Consider the following 16,246-nt stretch of genomic DNA (forward strand, 5'->3'; position numbering starts at 1 on the left):
GCCCCCTCTCCCGCGAAGCGGGGGAGGGTGAGGGAGGGGGCCATCGACGGAGTGAGGGAACGGCGCCGGCTTCCAATCGTCTCGACATGAAATCCTCATCGAGGAGATTCCCGACATGATCGATTACGGAATTCTGCGGCTCGTCTGGTGGGCCTTGCTCGGAACGCTGCTCATCGGATTTGCGATCGCCGACGGCTTCGATCTCGGCGTCGCCGTGCTGCATCCCTTCGTCGCCCGCAGAGACGGCGAGCGCCGGCAGACGCTCAATGTCATCGGCCCGGTGTGGGAAGGCAATCAGGTCTGGCTGATTCTCGGCGGCGGCGCGATCTTCGCCGCCTTTCCGGCGCTCTACGCCGTCTCCTTCTCGGGCTTCTATCTGGCGATGTTCCTCGTCCTGCTCGGCCTCATTCTGCGGCCGGCGGCGATCGTCTATCGCAGCAAGGTGGAGACGCCCGGCTGGCGGCGCGCCTGGGACTGGATTTTCTTCGCCTCCGGCTTTGTGCCGGCGCTTCTCTTCGGCGTCGCCTTCGGCAATGTGCTCCTCGGCGCGCCCTTCCGCTTCGACGATGAGATGAACGTCGTCTACGAGGGCAATCTCTTCGGCCTGCTGACGCCCTTCGCTCTGCTCGCGGGCCTCGTCAGCCTCGCCATGATCACGCTGCAGGGCGCCGCCTGGCTCGCCGCCAAGACGCAAGGCCCGGTCGCCTTTCGCGCCAAGCTGGCCGGCTGGCTGGCGGCGATCGTGCTGCTCGCCGCCTTCACCTACGCCGGCTATTGGGGCGCGCAGAATATCGACGGCTATGTGCTGACGAGCGCCGTCGATCCCTCCGGCCCCTCCAATCCTCTGGCCAAGACCGTCGCGCGCGAGGCCGGCGCCTGGCGGGCCGCCTATGAAGCGCGCCCCTGGACGCTGGCCGCGCCCGCCCTGACTTATTTCGGCGTCATCGTCGCCGTGCTGGCGCTCGCCCTCTCGGCGCCGATCGTGGCCTTCATCGGCTCGAGCCTCGCCACCGCGGGCGTCATCGCCACGGCGGGCTTCACCCTCTTTCCCTTTCTGCTGCCCTCCTCGCTCGATCCCAATCACAGCCTCACCCTGTGGGACGCCTCCTCGAGCCGCCACACATTGACGCTGATGCTGGGGGCCGTCGTCGTCTTCCTGCCGATCGTGCTCGCCTACACGGCCTGGATCTATCATGCGCTGCGCGGGCAGGTGACGGAGGCGAGCGTGGGGGACAAGGACAATTATCCCTACTGAACCGCAATTTCCCCTATCGCGCGAAGGACACCGCCATGTGGTATTTTTCCTGGATTCTCGGCCTCGGACTCGCTTGCGCATTCGGCGTCATCAACGCCATGTGGCTCGAGCTCGAGGAATATAGTGAGGAAAAGTGACCGACCAGCGGGCCAGGCGCCTTGACGGGTCGACGGCTTTCGCCTAGGAACCCCACCTTCACCACTTCGGCCTCGCGCTCCGTTCCTCAGCGGGAACGGAGCCGTCGTCGTATAAAAAGCCCGCAGGGGCCGGCCTCCACCGGACGCGGGTCTAATCGGCGAACAAAGTTCGCCCTCACATGGAGAGACGAGAAAATGGCCCGTATAGCCGGCGTCAACATTCCGACCAACAAGCGCGTCGTCATCGCTCTGCAGTATATCCATGGAATCGGGCCGAAAAAGGCGCAGGAGATCATCGAGAAGGTGAACATCCCCGCCGAGCGTCGCGTCGCCCAGCTGACCGACGCCGAAGTGCTGCAGATCCGCGAGACGATCGACCGCGACTATCTGGTCGAAGGCGACCTTCGCCGCGAGGTGGCGATCAACATCAAGCGCCTGATGGACCTCGGCTGCTATCGCGGCCTGCGCCATCGTCGCCAGCTGCCGGTGCGCGGCCAGCGCACCCACACCAACGCCCGCACCCGCAAGGGCAAGGCGAAGCCGATCGCCGGCAAGAAGAAGTAATCAGAACGACGTGTCGCGGGCTCGCCCCGCGACGATCACCTGGGCGCGGAGCGACGAGCGCTTCCGCCCGCATCGAGCCCTAGCGCCCGGCATTACGGGCGCGTCCGAAGGACGAGAAAGAGACTATGGCAAAAGAGACCACCCGCGTTCGCCGCAGGGAGCGCAAGAACATCGTTTCCGGCGTCGCGCATGTGAATTCGACGTTCAACAACACGATGATCACCATCACCGACGCGCAGGGCAACACCGTGTCCTGGTCGTCCGCCGGCACGATGGGCTTCAAGGGCTCCCGCAAATCGACGCCCTACGCCGCGCAGATGGCCGCCGAGGACGCGGCCCGCAAGGCTGGCGAGCATGGCGTTCGCACCCTCGAGGTCGAGGTTTCCGGGCCGGGCTCCGGTCGTGAATCGGCGCTGCGCGCGCTGCAGGCCGCGGGCTTCACCGTGACCTCGATCCGCGACGTGACGCCCATTCCGCACAATGGCTGCCGCCCGCGCAAGCGCCGCCGCGTCTGACGAGACCTATTTCATCGAGACGAATTGCGACGGGGTCTCGCGCCGCAGGCGCGCGGGACCCGGCCGAGAGCTGAAGGAAAGGCGCCACAGTGAGCATCCAGAAGAACTGGCAGGAACTCATCAAGCCCAGCAAGCTCGAGGTGACGGCGGGTTACGATCCGCGCCGCATCGCGGTGGCCGTCGCTTCGCCGCTCGAGCGCGGCTTCGGCTTGACGTTGGGCAATGCGCTGCGTCGCATTCTGCTCTCCTCCCTGCAGGGCGCGGCGATCACCTCGATCCACATCGACGGCGTGCTGCACGAATTCTCGTCGATCCCCGGCGTGCGTGAGGACGTCACCGACATTGTCCTCAACATCAAGGACATCGCCATCAAATACAGCGGCGAGGGCGTGAAGCGCCTGACGCTGAAGAAGCAGGGTCCGGGGCCGGTCACCGCCGGCGACATCCAGGCCACCGGCGATCTGCAGATCCTCAATCCCGATCTCGTCATCTGCACGCTGGACGAGGGCGCCGAGTTCCGCGTCGAATTCACCATCGCGACCGGCAAGGGCTATGTCCCGGCCGACCGCAATCGCGCCGAGGACGCGCCGATCGGCCTCATCCCGATCGACAGCCTCTATTCGCCGGTCAAGAAGGTGAGCTATCGCGTCGAGAACACCCGCGAGGGCCAGGAGCTCGACAAGGACAAGCTGACGCTGACGATCGAGACCAATGGCGCGATCTCGCCGGAAGATTCGCTCGCCTATGCGGCGCGCATTCTGCAGGATCAGCTGTCGGTGTTCGTGAACTTCGAGGAGCCGCGCCGCGAGGAGGCCGCCCCGTCCATCCCGCAGCTCGCCTTCAACCCGGCGCTGCTGAAGAAGGTGGACGAGCTCGAGCTCTCGGTGCGCTCGGCCAACTGCCTGAAGAACGACAATATCGTCTATATCGGCGACCTCATCCAGAAGTCGGAGGCGGAAATGCTCCGCACGCCGAACTTCGGCCGCAAATCCTTGAACGAGATCAAGGAAGTGCTGGCGCAAATGGGCCTGCACCTCGGCATGGAAGTGCCCGGCTGGCCGCCGGAGAACATCGACGATCTCGCCAAGAGATTCGAAGAGCATTATTGAGCGAATAGCGAAATAGCGAGTAGCGAATAGAATTTTCTACTCGCTATTCGCTACGCGCTAATCACTCCTTACGACGGCCGTTCCTTGGCACGGCGGCCGCTAAAATAACGGAGACGCCAAATGTATCATCGTAACAAGAAGCGCCGCTTCGGCCGCACCCACGAGCATCGTCAGGCGATGTTCGTCAACATGGCCCAGGCGCTCATCAAGCATGAGCAGATCGTCACGACTCTGCCCAAGGCCAAGGATCTTCGCCCCATCGTCGAGAAGCTGGTGACGCTCGGCAAGCGCGGCGACCTCCACGCCCGCCGTCAGGCCATCTCCCGCCTGCGCGATGTCGATCTGGTCAGAAAGCTCTTCGACGTGCTCGGCCCGCGCTACAAGGAGCGCAATGGCGGCTACACGCGCGTGCTGAAGGCGGGCTTCCGCTATGGCGACAACGCCCCGCTCGCCGTGATCGAGTTCGTCGACCGCGACGTGGACGCCAAGGGCCAGGATTCCGGCCCCGTCCAGACGGCGACGGAAGAAGCGGCGTAACGCCGATGCTCTCCGGCCCCGCGAGCGGAAGCGTTCTCGGCGGACCGAAGCTCCTGTTGAGATTAGAAGGGGCGGCGCTGATGGCGGCCGCCCTTTTCGCTTATTTCGGCCTCGGCGCCGATTGGCGCCTGTTGGCCTGGCTGTTCCTCTTCCCCGATCTGTCGATGGCTTTCTATCTCGCCGGCCCGCGCATCGGCGCCATCGCCTATAATACCGCTCATACGACCATCGTCCCCTTCGCCGTGCTCGGCGCCGGCGTCTATCTCGACCAGGGCCTGATGATCTCGATCGCGCTGATTCACATTGCGCATATCGGCTTCGACCGAATGCTCGGCTTCGGCCTCAAATATGGAAGCGCCTTCGGCGACACGCATCTCGGCCGCGTGGGACGCCCGCCGGACCCGGAAGCGTGATCCTCGAGCCTTGGGAAGAGCTCTCCCGCGCCCGCACCGCCGCGGGCGATGAGCTGCAGCTGCGCCAGCGCGGCGGCGTCTATGAAATCCGCTGCAACGGCTATGACCTCATGTCCAACCGCGCCCACCGCTCGGAGGAGGCGCTGGCCCGGCTCGCCCTCGCCGAGCCGAGCGCAGGCGCGCCGCGCATTCTGGTCGGCGGCCTCGGCATGGGCTTCACCCTTCGCGCCGCGCTCGACGCCGCGCCGCAAAATGCCCGAATCATCGTCGCCGAGCTGCTCCCCGAGATCATCGCCTGGAACCGCGGCCCCCTCGCGCCGCTGGCCGGCCGACCGCTGGACGACGCCCGCGTCCAATTGCTGGAGGGAGACGTCGCCGCGCTGATGGAGGCGGAAGCGGGCGCCTATGACGCTATCCTCCTCGACATAGACAATGGCCCGGAGGCGGTGCTCTGCGACATTAATTCCGCGCTCTTCTCCGCGCGCGGCCTGCGCAAGATGCGGCGCGCCCTCGCCCCTGCGGGCGTGCTGGCCGTCTGGTCCGCCGATCCGTCGCCGCGCTTCGAAGAACGCCTCGAGGAAACGCGCTTCTCCTTCCGCGCCGAGGAGATCGCCGCCCGCGGCGCCGAGGGCGATCCCCGCCACACCATTTATCTCGCACACGCCCTCGGCTGAGCGCCGCCCCTACGCGCTCATGCGAATTCCACGAGTCTGACGCTTTTCGGGCTAATATGCGCGAACGAATCTCGCCCCACGAATCGCACCCCGAGAGGACGATCGATGATTTTTCTTCGGCGCCAATTCATTGCGGCTCTCGCCATGCTCACGCTCGCCGCTCCGGCGGCGCTGGCGGAGGCCCTGCTCGCGCCTCAGCAGGAGCGCGCCCTGCCGCAGTCGCGCGCCGATGTGATCTTGTCCTTCGCGCCCATCGTGAAAAAGGCGACGCCCGCCGTCGTCAATGTCTTCGCGACGCGCGTCGAGCAGCGGCCGGCCAATCCTTTCTTCGACGATCCGATCTTCCGCCGCTTCTTCGGCGAGGGCGGCGGAGGCGGCGGCCAGCGCGGGCCGACGGCGCAATCGCTCGGCTCCGGCGTCATCGTCGACGCCTCGGGCCTCGTCGTCACCAATAATCACGTCATCGAGGGCATGACCGATGTGAAGGTCTCGCTCTCCGACAAGCGCGAGATACCGGCGAAAATCCTACTGCGCGATCCGCGCACCGATCTCGCCGTGCTGAAGCTGACCGAGGCCGCGACCTATCCGACCATGGAGCTCGGCGATTCGGACGCGCTCGAGGTGGGCGATCTGGCGCTCGCCATCGGCAATCCTTTCGGCGTCGGGCAGACGGTGACGCAGGGCATCGTCTCGGCGCTGGCGCGCACGCAGGTCGGCATTTCCGACTATGGCTTCTTCATCCAGACCGACGCCTCCATCAATCCCGGCAATTCCGGCGGCCCGCTCGTCGACATGGCCGGACGCGTCGTCGGCATAAATTCGGCGATCTTCTCCAAATCGGGCGGCTCGGTCGGCATCGGCTTCGCGATTCCCGTCAATATGGTCAAGATCGTCGTGGCGGCGGCCAAGGGCGGCGGCAAGCAGGTCAAGCGCCCGTGGCTCGGCGCGACACTGCAAAATCTCTCCAAGGAGATTTCCGACGGCCTCGGCCTCCAGCGCCCCGCCGGCGCGCTGGTCGCCGATCTCTACCCCAAAGGCCCGGCGCTCGACGCAGGGCTGAAGCGCGGCGACGTCATTGTCACCGTGGACGGCCAATCGGCCGACGATCCCGAGGCGCTGGGCTATCGCCTCGCCACCAAGCCGCTCGGCGGACAGGCGACGCTGGGCGTGCTGCGCGGAGGCAAGACCATCGCCGTGCCTTTGAAGCTCTCCGCCGCTCCCGAAGTTCCGGCGCGCGATGCGGTGAAGCTGAAAGGCCCCTCGCCCTTCGCCGGCGCGACGGTCGTCAACATCTCCCCGGCCGTGCTGGAGGAATTCTCCGTGCAGGGCGCGGCCAATGGCGTCGTCGTCGCGGAGATCGACCCGCAATCGGTCGCCGCGCAGCTCAATCTGCAAAAGGGCGACGTCATTCTCGTCGTCAATGACGAGAAGATCGCCACCACCCGCGACCTCGAGCGGGCGACGATCAACCGCCATTATTATTGGAAGATCACGCTCGCCCGCGAGGGACAGGTGATCACCACGGTGGTGGGCGGGTGAGCGGCGCCCCCTCCCCAGCCCTCTACCGAGCAGCGGCTATCGAATGCGCGCATCCTCCGCGCCCCCGCGACCGTCCTGGCCGGGCTTGTCCCGGCCATCCACGCCAGGAGGCCGAGGCGTCTTAGAAGTTTGGCATGACGCAGAAGCCTAGGGGGCGCCCGCCGTGGGATGAATCCGTCGATAGCAGGCGTTTTCCCTTTGTTTCTCAGGTGCTTGGCGTGGATGGCCGGGACAAGCCCGGCCATGACGGCCATAGTGTCTCGAGCGGGATCGGCGGCGGCGCCGCGGCGCTACATTGTGCATTCCTCGAGCATATGATCACGCGCGTGGACGGCGTGATCCTCGCCCGCTATTGCCTCAATCTCACGCCCTTCGACGGCGATCGCTCGCCGGTGTGGGAGAGCGATCCGCTTCCGCCTCCCGCCATTCGCTGAGCTAGTCGCCCCTGTGCGCCTAAGCACAAACACGGGCGCGCCGCTCTCCTACAACAGCATTGTTCGCCGGACATGACGCCGACGACGCGCTGAGGGAGAGAAAACAATGACTTTCGCCGTTACCGAATTCGCTTCGCGCCCTGTCCGCACCGACGCCGCCATGCGCATGGCTTTCGTGATCCTCGGCGCGACCGTCGCGCTCGCCGGCGCCAAGGCCATTCTGGCGCAGAGCGTCGCCGCCCCCGTGCCGCCGACCGCGCCGGTCGCCTCCATCGCCGAGCCGGCGAGCTTCGCCGCCGCCGACGCCACGCAGAGCGTCTGCCGTCCCGTCGTCGTCGAGATCGACGAAGGCTATGGCGTGCGCGGCCAGGTTACGCGCTGGGTCTGCCGCAAGGCCTATTGATCTGTGTCCTCGCGCACAAACGCCGAGGACGCCGCTCCCTTACAACTCGCCTCATACGCAGGGCGCGCCGCCCACGACACGAACCGAGGATGAGACAATGACCTTCGCCGTTTCCGAATTCGCCTCGCGCCCCGTCGAGACCGGCTCCGCGATCAAAATCGCCTTCGTCATTCTGGGCGCGACCGTCGCCCTCGCCGGCGCCAAGGCCTTCCTCTCGCGCAGCGCCGCGCCTGTGGCCGAGCCCGCCGCCTTCGCCGTCGCCGAGCATGCGCAGGACCGCTGCCGCTTCGTTCCAGTCGAGTCCGAAACCGGCCTCGCCAAGGGCCAGGCGCTCCGCATCGTCTGCCGCAAGGCGCGCTGAACGATCAGAGCTTCACGAAACGATAGCCGACCCCCGGCTCCGTCAGAAGGATCGCCGGCGCCGAGGCGTCATCCTCGATCTTGGCGCGCAGCTGGCCGATGAAGACGCGCAAATATTGCGTGTCCTCGCCATGCGCCGGACCCCAAACCGCCGTCAGAATCTGGCGATGAGTCAGCAGCCGGTCCGCGTGACGCGCGAGCGTCGCCAATAGCTCATATTCCTTGGGCGTCAGCTTCACGGCGACGCCGTTCTTCGTCACCCGCCGCCGCGCGAGATCGACGCGCAGCCCGCCGCTCTCTATCTCGGCGGCCTCGGCCACGGTCTTCGCGCCATGCCGCAGCGCCGCGCGCAGCCGCGCCAGCAATTCGCCGATCGAGAAGGGCTTTTCCACATAATCGTCGGCGCCGGCGTCGAGCGCGGCGATCTTCTCCGCCTCGCGCTCGCGCGCCGAGAGAATGAGGATCGGCACTTGCGAAAAGGCGCGCGCCTGCCGCAGCGCCTCCTTGCCGTCCATGTCCGGCAGGCCGAGATCGAGCAGCACGGCGTCCGGCGCAGAGGCGGCGATCGCCTTCAGCGCCTCGCGGCCGGTTGCGGCCTCCAGCGTCTCATAGCCGCTCGCCGCCAGCGCCGGCCGCAGCACGCGCAGCATTTGCGGCTCATCGTCGACGATCAATATGCGCGGGCCGCTCATGCCGTCTCGTCGCTCATGCGTTTCGCCGTTCATGCGATTCTTGCGCCCCAGTCGCATAATCCGCTTCGCGGCGCCATACAACGGCGCCGATTCGCGCCGATTTGAGTCGGCCGCCGCCCGGCTCTAGAGTGTTTTCGAGCGCGGCGGGAACCAGTTCGCGTGAAGAAAACACGACCGAACGAGAAGCGATGCCGCAAGATCAGTCCGAAGATTTCGCCCGCCTCTATCTGGCGACGCCCCGCCTCGCCGAGATCGAGCCCTTTCTGCCGAGCCTTGCCGCCGCGCTGGCGGCCGCCGAGGTCGCGAGCCTGCTGCTGCGCCTCGAGACTATGACCCCTGCGGCGGCCGAACGCGCGATAAGCGCGGTCGCGGCCATAGCGCAGCCGGCAGGCGTCGCGCTCATCATCGAGGGCGAGCCGGAGGCGGTCTCGCGCTGCGGCGCGGATGGGCTGCATCTTCCCTATGACGAGAAGCGCCTCGCCACGGCGATCAAACGGCTTTCGCCCGATTTCATCGTCGGGGTCGGCGTTCTCGCCTCGCGCGACGAGGCCATGCGCGCCGGCGAGGCGGGCGCCGATTATCTCGTCTTCGGCGATATAGGCGAGGACGGCGCGCCGCCCACTCTCCAATGGACCGCCGAGCGCGTCGCCTGGTGGGCGGAGATTTTCAACACGCCCTGCGTGGCGCTGGCGCATAGCCTCGCCGAGGTCGGCCCGCTCTCCGCCGCCGGCGCGGAATTCGTGAGCCTGGACGCCGCAGTGTGGGACGATCCCCGCGGCCCGGCAGAAGCCATGCGCGACGCGGCGCGGCTCGTCCGAGAGGCGGCGAAATGAGCAAACGCCTCGCTTTCGCTCTTCTCCTGCTCGCCTCCCCGGCCCTCGCGGCCGAGCCGGCGCCGCCGGCCGCCGATCTCGCCTTCGGCGCCTATCAGCGCGGGGATTATGTCGCCGCCATGGGCGAAGCGCAAAAGCGCCTCGCCGCAAATCCCAGGGACGCCGCCGCCCTCACGCTGATCGGTCGGCTCTATCTCGACGGGCAGGGCGTCGCGCGCGACCGCGCCAAGGCGATGCAATGGTTCCGCCGCGCCGCCGACTCCGGCGGCAAGGACGCCGCCTATTTCTTCGGCGCGGCGGCGCTCACCGGCCGCGACATCCCCAAGGACCGCGCGCTGGCCCAAACCTATCTCGAGAAGGCGGAAAGACATCCGGCCGCGCTCGAACTTTTGGGCGAGCTCTGGCTCGAGAATGACGGCAAGGAGCCTGACTTCGCCAAGGCGCAAGCCTATTTCCGCCGCGCCGCCGAGCTGGACAATTCCGACGCCGCTTATGCGCTGGCGCTTCTCTACAAGAGCGGCCGCGGCGTCGCCGCCGATCCGGCCGAGGCCGGCAATTGGCTGCGCAAGGCCTCCGAGGCCGGCCATACCGCGGCCATGGTGGAATTCGCGATCATGGAATTCAACGGCGCCGGCGTCGCGCGCGACCGCGCCCATGCGGTGAAGCTGCTGCGGCAGGCCTCCGCCGCCGGCAATGTGGTGGCGCAAAACCGCCTGGCGCGCTTGCTGGCCGAAGGGCTCGGCGTCGAGAAGAATCATTCCGAGGCCATGCTGTGGAACAGCCGCGCCAAGGCCGCCGGCCTCGTGGACGAGAAGCTCGACGCGCTGCTGGAGACGACCATTCCTCCGGCCGAGAAGCCCGCCGCTCCGCCGCCGGCTCCGGCTGCGAAATAGGCCGCCATGGCGAGCCTTTCGGCGCATCTCGCGCGCGCTTATCTGCGCCGCTTCCTGCGCCCGCGCATCTGCGGCGAGGGAGAACCAGACGCCGCCGTGCGAGCGCTGAATCTGCGCTTTCCCTGGCCGCCCGCCGGCGCCGCCGAAGCCGACCCGGATAGTCCCGGCGAATGGATCAGAGCGCGCGCGCCAAAGGCCACGCTGCTCTATTTGCATGGCGGCGCCTATATGGCCGGCGCGCCGCGCCTCTATCGCTCGACCGCGCGCTTTTTCGCGAAGGCCGGATTTAATGTCTTCACCCCCGCCTATCGGCTGGCGCCCGAGCATCGTTTTCCCGCCGCGCTCGACGATGTGAGCGCCGCCTATGAGCGCCTCGCCGCACGCGGACCTTTGGCGCTCGCCGGAGATTCGGCCGGCGGCGGATTGGCGCTCGCCCTGATGCTGCGGCTGCGCGCGCGCGGCCTGCCGCTCCCCAGCGCGGCGGCGCTGTTCTCGCCCTGGACCGATCTTTCCACGAGCGGCGCCTCGACGCGCGACAATGAGGGGAAGGACCCGATCTTCACGCGGCGCGCGCTGCGGCTCGCCGCGCGGCAATATCTCGGCGAGGCGAGCGCGCGCGACCCGGAGGCCTCGCCGCTGCTCGGCGATCTCTCCGGCCTGCCGCCGCTCCTGCTGCATGTGGGCGAGCATGAGCTGCTGCTCGACGATTCGCGCCGCCTCGCCGAGCGCGCCGCAGCGGCAGGAACATCCGTGGAGCTGAAGATTTTCCCGCTCGTCCCGCATGGCTGGCAATTGGGCGCCGCCTTCATGCCGGAAGCGCGCGCGTCGCTGCGCGAGGCGGCTGCGTTTCTGGCGCGGCGCGCGTAGACCCTCCCCGACCAAAGCAAACGGGCGCGCTCACCCTCCCCTGTAGGGGGAGGGTCGGACCGTGAAGCGGTCCGGGGTGGGGTTCCGCAGCAAAGACTCGGCGGAAACACCCCCTCCCGATCGCCTTCGGCGCTCGACCTCCCCCCTCGAGGGGGAGGTGGAAACGCCTCTTCGATCATCGAGCGCTCTGTCCGTCGGAAGCGGATTGCCAACACGAAAGAGCGGCTATCGCGCCTCACCCCCACGGCCCATGCGATGGCGGATCGAGCGGGCTGCGGCCGTCCTGCGGCAGAAAGCCCGGCGCGCCAGGGACCGGCGCCGGCTGCGCTTCCCAGGGGCCGTGATCCTCGATCGGCGGCGGCGGCTCCAGCTTCGGCATGTCGCGGCCGCCGGCGTAGCGCACCAGAGCGGCGACGCGATCATCGACGGAAGGATGCGTCGAGAACAGCGCGCGCGCCTTGCGCGTCGGGCTCTCGATGAAGAAGGCGCCCATGCGCGAGGGCATATCGGGAATGAGCGCGTTCGACTCGATCTTGCGCAGCGCCGAGATCATCGCATCCGGGTTCTTGGTGAGCTCCACCGAGCCGGCGTCGGCGAGAAACTCGCGCGAGCGCGAGATGGCGAAGCGGATCAGCACCGACAGCCCCCAGCTCAGCGCGATAATGGCGAGAGCGATGATGATGGCGAGGCCGGCGCCGCTCGCCCCGCCGCGATCGCGCCCCTCCTCCGCCGTGCGCTTAGGCGAGAATCGAAAGCCCCAATTGCGGAAGAGAAGATCGCCCACGAAGGCGAATATTCCGGCGAAAATCGCGGCGACCACCATCAGCTGCACGTCGCGATTGCGAATATGCGTCAGCTCATGGCCGATCACCGCCTCGATCTCGACATCGTCCAACGTCTCCAGCAGGCCGCGGGTGACGGTGACGGCGTAATGGCCCTCTCTCACGCCGGAGGCATAGGCGTTGAGCGCCCCATCCTCGATGATCTTGAGAGCGGGCATGGGAATGCCGCGCGAGATGCAGAGATTCTCGAGCAGATTATAGAGCCGCGGCGCGTCCTCGCGCGAAACGTCGCCGGCGCCGGTGGCGGCGTCGATCAGTCTTTGGTGGAAGAAATAGGCGATGGCGAACCAGAGCCCGGCGGCGCCGAAGGCGATGGGCCAGCCATGCTCGAGATCGCGCAGCGCCCGCGCCATGATTTGCGGCAGCGTGCCGTCCTGCGACGCCTCGAACAGCAGCGCCACGGCGAACAGCAGCGCCAGCAGCAGCACGACGAATCCCGCGAGCAGCAGCAGCGAGCGCAGCCGGTTCGCCTGAATATGGGTGTAGAGGCCGTAAGCGTGAAACATGCGGCTATTCTCGCTGGCCCGGCGAGCCTAGCCAAGTGACGAATCGCACATTCCGATCTTCGTGAGCGGAAGAGGCCCCGGGAGAGGGTCGGGGACGGGGCGCACGGCTCCCTTTGAACTCGATGCGCTTTGTGTCTTATTGCGCCTCGAACCGAGGAAGAGCACGAAGCGTCTCATGGACGAGAAACCGCGATCCGACGACAAGGCCGCCCGGCCGACGCCGATGATGGCGCAATATATAGAGATAAAATCGGCCAATCCCGATTGCCTGCTCTTCTATCGCATGGGCGATTTCTACGAGCTGTTCTTCGAGGACGCCGAGACCGCCTCGCGCGCGCTCGGCATCATGCTGACGAAGCGCGGCAAGCATCAGGGCGCTGATATTCCCATGTGCGGCGTGCCGGTGGAGCGCGCCGACGATTATCTGCAAAAGCTCATCTCGCTCGGCCATCGCGTCGCCGTCTGCGAGCAGATGGAAGACCCCGCCGAGGCGCGCAAGCGCGGCAATAAATCCGTCGTCAGACGCGATGTCGTGCGGCTCGTCACGCCCGGCACCATCACCGAGGAGCAGCTTCTCGATCCAGCGCGCCCCAACGCCTTCGCCGCGCTTTCGCGGCTGCGCGGGGGCGACGGAAACAGGCTCGATGGAAGCTGGCGCTATGGGCTCGCCTGCGTCGATATTTCCACCGGCGCCTTCGATGTCGCGGAGGTCGGCGAAACGGAGCTGGCCGGCGAATTGGCGCGGCTGGAGCCACGCGAGATCGTCGCGGCGGAAGCGATCTGCGCCGATGCGCGGCTCACATCGCAGCTCGCGCATCTCGACGCGCCGCTGACCGCGCTCGGACGCGATGTCGGCGGCGAGAGCGCTGCGCGGCGGCTGCTCGATTTCTTCGGCGTCGCGACGTTAGAGGGCTTCGGCGCGTTGGGCGAGGCGGAGATTGCCGCGGCGGCGGCGGCCATCCTCTATGTCGAGCGCACGCAAAAGGGAAAACGTCCGGCGCTGCGCCGTCCCTCGAGCCTGCGCCGCAGCGCGACGCTGGAGATAGACGCGGCGACGCGCGTGAACCTCGAGCTGACGCGCACGCTGAAAGGCGAGCGCGACGGCTCGCTGCTGGCGACGATCGACATGACCGCGACGCCCGCCGGCGCACGTCTGCTCGCCGAGCGCATCGCCGCGCCCTCCACCGAGCCGGAGCTGATCGCGCAGCGGCTCGACGCGGTGTCCTTCTTCGTCACCGCGCCGGAGCTGCGCGCGCGCTTGCGCGCCACGCTCGCCCGCGCGCCGGATGTGGCGCGGGCGCTCTCGCGTCTGTCCTTGCAGCGCGGCGGCCCGCGCGATCTCGGCAATATTCGCGCGGCGCTCGCCGCCGCGCGCGAGATCGTCGCGCTCTTTTCCGCGCAGGAGGCGGCGCCGCTGGTCGCGCAGGAGATCACGACGCTCGCGGCTTGCGACAATGAATTGGAGCGCGCCATTGCGACGCGCCTCGCCGCCGATCCGCCGCTCGACAAGCGCGCCGGAAATTTCATCGCGCAAGGCTTCGACGCCGAGCTGGACGAAGCGCGCGCGCTGCGCGACGAGAGCCGCCGCGTCATCGCCTCGCTGCAGCAGCGCTATGTCGAGCTGGCCGAGACCAAGCAGCTCAAGATCAAGCACAACAACTTTCTCGGCTTCTTCATCGAGGTTCCGCAGGCGCAGGGCGAGAGACTGCTGCGCGCGCCTTTCGATGCTGTGTTCACCCATCGCCAGACGATGCAGGACGCCATGCGCTTCTCGACGCGCGAGCTCGCCGAGCTGGAGGCGAAGATCGCCTCCGCCGCCGATCGCGCGCAAGAGCGCGAGCTGGCGCTGTTCGAGAAATTGGCGGGCGCCGTTCTCGCGCGCGCGCAAGAGCTGCAACGTCTCGCGCAAGGCTTCGCCGCGCTCGACGTCTTCGCGGCGCTCAGCGAGCTGGCGACAAAACGCGATTGGACGCGCCCGCAGGTCGATTCCTCTCTCGATTTCGAGATTATCGGCGGGCGTCATCCTGTCGTCGAAGCCTCCCTGGAGGCGCAAGGGAAAATCTTCGCCGCCAATGATTGCGATCTCGGCGACGCGCGCGCCGGCAAGATCGCCGTCGTCACCGGGCCGAACATGGCCGGCAAATCCACCTATCTGCGCCAAAACGCGCTCATCGCCATTCTCGCGCAGGCGGGCTCCTTCGTGCCGGCCAAGAGCGCGCGGTTAGGGGCCGTCGATCGCTTGTTCTCGCGCGTCGGCGCGGCGGATGATCTCGCGCGTGGGCGCTCCACCTTCATGGTGGAGATGGTGGAGACGGCGGCCATATTGAATTGCGCCGGCCCGCGCTCGCTGGTCATTCTCGACGAGATCGGCCGCGGCACGGCGACATTCGACGGCCTCTCCATCGCCTGGGCGACGATCGAGCATCTGCACGAGGTCAATCGCGCGCGCGCGCTGTTCGCGACGCATTTCCACGAGCTGACGCAATTGACGAAGCGCATGGGACGGCTCGTCAATCTCACCATGAAGGTGAAGGATCACGCCGGCGAGGTGGTGTTTCTGCACGAGGTCGCGAAAGGCGCCGCCGATCGCTCTTACGGCGTGCATGTCGCCGAGCTGGCGGGGCTTCCGGCGAGCGTGGTGGCGCGGGCGCATGCGATTCTCGCCGAGCTGGAGGCCGCGGATCGGCGCGCGCCGGTCGAGAAGCTCATCGACGATCTGCCGCTCTTCGCGCATGTGGTGACGAGCGCGCCGGCGAAGGACGAATTGCGCGAGGCGCTGGGGGCGATCGATCCGGATGCGCTGACGCCGCGCGAGGCGCTGGCCGCGCTCTATGAGCTGAAGGCGAAAGCGAGCGGCCGTTGAGCCGCCGCGTCAATCCTTCGCATAAGCGGCATAGGCCGCATTGGCCTGAGAGGTCGTCGAGGCGCTGTCGAGCTTGGCGCCGCCGAGCGTGAGATCGCGCAGGCTGGCGAGCAGCGAGTCGATCTGCGCATAGGGATCATGCGCGCCATCGGCGTCGGCGGATTCGTCGCCCGAGGATGTCGACGCGGATTGCGCGGATTGCGCGCGCTGCGTCTCGCTCGCGGGCGCGGCGGCCGCCGGCTGATATGACGTCCCATAGGCCGGGCGGCCATAGAGCGACAGATCGGAAAGTGTGAGCGACACAGCTATGCTCCTTTGCTTCTCGCGTCGAGAAACGTCTTACAGGCGGGAGCTTAACGCGGGTCGCGGAATAACTACGCAATTTTACCTAATTATCGGCGCAAGGGCCGGCGGCCCATCATTTCATCTACCCATGACCTGCACGCCGGGCGCGTAGCGCAACGCGTCTTGAACAGAAGTCGCCTGAATATCGTCCATGAATTTTCGCGATAGGACGGTCACGCCGCCGGGGACATTCATCACATCGCGCTTCTCGCCGCCGGGGCCGACGACATAGGGAATGTGATAACCATCTTCCGCGGGCGTCTTCCGCGACGCGTCGGCGCAAGCGCTCGTCGCGATCAGCGCCGATGCGACGCCGGCCAGAATGCGAACATGAGGCATGACGATTTCTCCTCGCCGCCGTTCGGCTACGCTCGCCTTTCTATCATGGCGGCGGCAGCGGCGCGAGCGGCGCTTCTCTCGGCGCGAATGGTGGAATAGCGCTGCGGCGGCGCTAGAATGAGAAAG

General features: G+C 67.1%; 20 protein-coding genes. 16 read left to right on the forward strand and 4 right to left on the reverse strand.

Annotation, left to right across the window (positions count from 1 at the left end; translation table 11 throughout):
• Positions 1–115: 115 nt before the first annotated feature.
• From cydB to A1351_RS18000, 12 genes are all read left to right on the forward strand, one after another.
• The gene (gene cydB, locus A1351_RS17945) at positions 116–1,255 is read left to right on the forward strand and encodes a cytochrome d ubiquinol oxidase subunit II (protein ID WP_026599861.1); all 1,140 of its coding nucleotides are present in this window, start codon (positions 116–118) and stop codon (positions 1,253–1,255) included.
• Positions 1,256–1,290: 35 nt separating this feature from the next.
• On the forward strand, positions 1,291–1,392 hold the full coding sequence (cydX, locus tag A1351_RS17950; protein ID WP_024878255.1) for a cytochrome bd-I oxidase subunit CydX: 102 nt from the start codon (positions 1,291–1,293) through the stop codon (positions 1,390–1,392).
• Positions 1,393–1,587: 195 nt separating this feature from the next.
• Positions 1,588–1,956: a 30S ribosomal protein S13 gene (rpsM, locus tag A1351_RS17955; RefSeq protein ID WP_018267193.1), complete on the forward strand. Its 369-nt coding sequence runs from the start codon at positions 1,588–1,590 to the stop codon at positions 1,954–1,956.
• A gap of 125 nt (positions 1,957–2,081) precedes the next feature.
• Positions 2,082–2,471, forward strand: coding sequence for a 30S ribosomal protein S11 (gene rpsK, locus A1351_RS17960; protein ID WP_018267194.1), 390 nt, complete (start codon positions 2,082–2,084; stop codon positions 2,469–2,471).
• Positions 2,472–2,560: 89 nt separating this feature from the next.
• Positions 2,561–3,580, forward strand: a complete 1,020-nt coding sequence (locus A1351_RS17965; protein WP_024878254.1) for a DNA-directed RNA polymerase subunit alpha — start codon at positions 2,561–2,563, stop codon at positions 3,578–3,580.
• A gap of 120 nt (positions 3,581–3,700) precedes the next feature.
• On the forward strand, positions 3,701–4,117 hold the full coding sequence (gene rplQ / locus A1351_RS17970; protein WP_024878253.1) for a 50S ribosomal protein L17: 417 nt from the start codon (positions 3,701–3,703) through the stop codon (positions 4,115–4,117).
• 5 nt (positions 4,118–4,122) lie between these two features.
• Positions 4,123–4,530, forward strand: a complete 408-nt coding sequence (locus tag A1351_RS17975) for a DUF4260 domain-containing protein (RefSeq protein WP_024878252.1) — start codon at positions 4,123–4,125, stop codon at positions 4,528–4,530.
• Positions 4,527–5,204 (forward strand): hypothetical protein, encoded by a 678-nt coding sequence (locus A1351_RS17980; RefSeq protein WP_024878251.1) that lies wholly within the window; start codon positions 4,527–4,529, stop codon positions 5,202–5,204. The genes A1351_RS17975 and A1351_RS17980 overlap by 4 nt, the downstream gene beginning before the upstream one ends.
• Before the next feature lie 105 nt (positions 5,205–5,309).
• Positions 5,310–6,743, forward strand: a complete 1,434-nt coding sequence (locus A1351_RS17985; protein WP_064033620.1) for a Do family serine endopeptidase — start codon at positions 5,310–5,312, stop codon at positions 6,741–6,743.
• Between the two features lie 218 nt (positions 6,744–6,961).
• Positions 6,962–7,177, forward strand: coding sequence for a hypothetical protein (locus A1351_RS17990; protein ID WP_157096368.1), 216 nt, complete (start codon positions 6,962–6,964; stop codon positions 7,175–7,177).
• Positions 7,178–7,283: 106 nt separating this feature from the next.
• Positions 7,284–7,580, forward strand: coding sequence for a hypothetical protein (locus A1351_RS17995; RefSeq protein WP_026599857.1), 297 nt, complete (start codon positions 7,284–7,286; stop codon positions 7,578–7,580).
• A gap of 97 nt (positions 7,581–7,677) precedes the next feature.
• Complete coding sequence (locus A1351_RS18000; RefSeq protein WP_026599856.1) at positions 7,678–7,941, forward strand: hypothetical protein; 264 nt, start codon at positions 7,678–7,680, stop codon at positions 7,939–7,941.
• 4 nt (positions 7,942–7,945) lie between these two features.
• On the opposite strand, the gene A1351_RS18005 is transcribed toward A1351_RS18000, so the two are convergent.
• A complete protein-coding gene (locus A1351_RS18005; RefSeq protein ID WP_024878246.1) occupies positions 7,946–8,632 on the reverse strand; it encodes a response regulator in 687 nt (228 codons plus the stop codon).
• 188 nt (positions 8,633–8,820) lie between these two features.
• Between A1351_RS18005 and A1351_RS18010 the strand changes: the two genes are divergently transcribed.
• The 3 genes from A1351_RS18010 to A1351_RS18020 are packed head-to-tail and all read left to right on the forward strand — an operon-like array spanning position 8,821 to position 11,225.
• Positions 8,821–9,465, forward strand: a complete 645-nt coding sequence (locus A1351_RS18010; RefSeq protein ID WP_024878245.1) for a thiamine phosphate synthase — start codon at positions 8,821–8,823, stop codon at positions 9,463–9,465.
• The gene (locus A1351_RS18015; RefSeq protein ID WP_024878244.1) at positions 9,462–10,358 is read left to right on the forward strand and encodes a tetratricopeptide repeat protein; all 897 of its coding nucleotides are present in this window, start codon (positions 9,462–9,464) and stop codon (positions 10,356–10,358) included. Before A1351_RS18010 ends, A1351_RS18015 begins: the two co-directional genes overlap by 4 nt.
• A gap of 6 nt (positions 10,359–10,364) precedes the next feature.
• The gene (locus A1351_RS18020; RefSeq protein WP_064033622.1) at positions 10,365–11,225 is read left to right on the forward strand and encodes an alpha/beta hydrolase; all 861 of its coding nucleotides are present in this window, start codon (positions 10,365–10,367) and stop codon (positions 11,223–11,225) included.
• Positions 11,226–11,460: 235 nt separating this feature from the next.
• On the opposite strand, the gene A1351_RS18025 is transcribed toward A1351_RS18020, so the two are convergent.
• Positions 11,461–12,573 (reverse strand): M48 family metallopeptidase, encoded by a 1,113-nt coding sequence (locus A1351_RS18025; RefSeq protein ID WP_064033623.1) that lies wholly within the window; start codon positions 12,571–12,573, stop codon positions 11,461–11,463.
• 175 nt (positions 12,574–12,748) lie between these two features.
• On the opposite strand from A1351_RS18025, the gene mutS reads away from it, so the two are divergent.
• Positions 12,749–15,436 (forward strand): DNA mismatch repair protein MutS, encoded by a 2,688-nt coding sequence (gene mutS, locus A1351_RS18030; protein WP_064033624.1) that lies wholly within the window; start codon positions 12,749–12,751, stop codon positions 15,434–15,436.
• Positions 15,437–15,445: 9 nt separating this feature from the next.
• Here mutS and A1351_RS18035 read toward each other — a convergent pair whose 3' ends face one another.
• The gene (locus A1351_RS18035) at positions 15,446–15,739 is read right to left on the reverse strand and encodes a hypothetical protein (RefSeq protein ID WP_064033625.1); all 294 of its coding nucleotides are present in this window, start codon (positions 15,737–15,739) and stop codon (positions 15,446–15,448) included.
• A gap of 120 nt (positions 15,740–15,859) precedes the next feature.
• Positions 15,860–16,120, reverse strand: coding sequence for a TonB-dependent receptor plug domain-containing protein (locus A1351_RS18040; RefSeq protein ID WP_064033626.1), 261 nt, complete (start codon positions 16,118–16,120; stop codon positions 15,860–15,862).
• Between the last annotated feature and the right edge of the window lie 126 nt (positions 16,121–16,246).

Source organism: Methylosinus sp. R-45379 (genome assembly GCF_001644125.1).
In the GTDB taxonomy this organism is placed as follows: Bacteria; Pseudomonadota; Alphaproteobacteria; order Rhizobiales; family Beijerinckiaceae; genus Methylosinus.

What these genes read in the sequence shown, in the direction of transcription:
- A1351_RS17985 (WP_064033620.1), top strand. Translation starts at nt 5,310, where the DNA reads ATGATTTTTCTTCGGCGCCAATTCATTGCGGCTCTCGCCATGCTCACG.
- rplQ (WP_024878253.1), top strand. Translation starts at nt 3,701, where the DNA reads ATGTATCATCGTAACAAGAAGCGCCGCTTCGGCCGCACCCACGAGCAT.
- A1351_RS17995 (WP_026599857.1), top strand. Translation starts at nt 7,284, where the DNA reads ATGACTTTCGCCGTTACCGAATTCGCTTCGCGCCCTGTCCGCACCGAC.
- A1351_RS18020 (WP_064033622.1), top strand. Translation starts at nt 10,365, where the DNA reads ATGGCGAGCCTTTCGGCGCATCTCGCGCGCGCTTATCTGCGCCGCTTC.
- A1351_RS17975 (WP_024878252.1), top strand. Translation starts at nt 4,123, where the DNA reads ATGCTCTCCGGCCCCGCGAGCGGAAGCGTTCTCGGCGGACCGAAGCTC.
- A1351_RS18010 (WP_024878245.1), top strand. Translation starts at nt 8,821, where the DNA reads ATGCCGCAAGATCAGTCCGAAGATTTCGCCCGCCTCTATCTGGCGACG.
- rpsM (WP_018267193.1), top strand. Translation starts at nt 1,588, where the DNA reads ATGGCCCGTATAGCCGGCGTCAACATTCCGACCAACAAGCGCGTCGTC.
- A1351_RS18005 (WP_024878246.1), bottom strand. Translation starts at nt 8,632, where the DNA reads ATGAGCGGCCCGCGCATATTGATCGTCGACGATGAGCCGCAAATGCTG.
- cydX (WP_024878255.1), top strand. Translation starts at nt 1,291, where the DNA reads ATGTGGTATTTTTCCTGGATTCTCGGCCTCGGACTCGCTTGCGCATTC.
- A1351_RS18000 (WP_026599856.1), top strand. Translation starts at nt 7,678, where the DNA reads ATGACCTTCGCCGTTTCCGAATTCGCCTCGCGCCCCGTCGAGACCGGC.
- A1351_RS18040 (WP_064033626.1), bottom strand. Translation starts at nt 16,120, where the DNA reads ATGCCTCATGTTCGCATTCTGGCCGGCGTCGCATCGGCGCTGATCGCG.
- mutS (WP_064033624.1), top strand. Translation starts at nt 12,749, where the DNA reads ATGGACGAGAAACCGCGATCCGACGACAAGGCCGCCCGGCCGACGCCG.
- cydB (WP_026599861.1), top strand. Translation starts at nt 116, where the DNA reads ATGATCGATTACGGAATTCTGCGGCTCGTCTGGTGGGCCTTGCTCGGA.
- rpsK (WP_018267194.1), top strand. Translation starts at nt 2,082, where the DNA reads ATGGCAAAAGAGACCACCCGCGTTCGCCGCAGGGAGCGCAAGAACATC.
- A1351_RS18015 (WP_024878244.1), top strand. Translation starts at nt 9,462, where the DNA reads ATGAGCAAACGCCTCGCTTTCGCTCTTCTCCTGCTCGCCTCCCCGGCC.
- A1351_RS18025 (WP_064033623.1), bottom strand. Translation starts at nt 12,573, where the DNA reads ATGTTTCACGCTTACGGCCTCTACACCCATATTCAGGCGAACCGGCTG.